This is a genomic window from Limnospira sp. PMC 289.06 (assembly GCF_032350395.1).
Lineage (GTDB): Bacteria > Cyanobacteriota > Cyanobacteriia > Cyanobacteriales > Microcoleaceae > Limnospira > Limnospira platensis.
Genome location: NZ_JARPLC010000447.1, coordinates 1 through 552 on the forward strand (window position 1 = coordinate 1; position 552 = coordinate 552).

A 552-nucleotide genomic window follows, 5' to 3' on the forward strand; every position below is an offset into this window, starting at 1 on the left:
TGAAAGTGTAAGCGTAAGCCTATTAGGGGGTGAGATGTGACCAGAAGCCAACGCCCGACTGTAATGGTAGGGATATGCTAACGGGTCACGGTTTGATTGTAAAGAAATAGAGCCTAGTAGGTGTACAGATGGCGATAGCGAGTTCAAAGAAAGGGTTTGGGAAACCAAAACTAATCAAGACTACGAACAACGCATGGAAGGCAATCCCATGGACTAAGGTTCAACGGAAAGTTTTTAAGCTCCAAAAGAGTATATTTCAAGCAGCTAAATCGGGACAGGACGCGAAGGCACGAAGGTGGCAACGTCTATTGGTGAAGTCATATTATGCCCGACTCTTAGCAGTGCGGCGAGTGACCCAAGATAATCAAGGCAAGAAAATGGCTGGAGTCGATCGAATGAGAGCAATCTCTTCAAGGCAAAGGTTTGAACTTGTTGAGAACATTAAGGGAAACCTCAAAGCAAAAGCACTTAGGAGAGTATGGATACCAAAACCTGGAAGGGATGAAAAAAGCTGGAATAGGCATTCCTACAATCCAAGATAGAGCAAGGCAA

1 protein-coding gene is annotated in these 552 nt (G+C 44.7%); it reads left to right on the forward strand.

Features of this window, described 5'->3' with window-relative positions; translation table 11 throughout:
• The first annotated feature begins 128 nt into the window (after positions 1–128).
• A complete protein-coding gene (locus P5674_RS25710) occupies positions 129–542 on the forward strand; it encodes a reverse transcriptase N-terminal domain-containing protein (RefSeq protein ID WP_315643422.1) in 414 nt (137 codons plus the stop codon).
• Positions 543–552 lie beyond the last annotated feature (10 nt).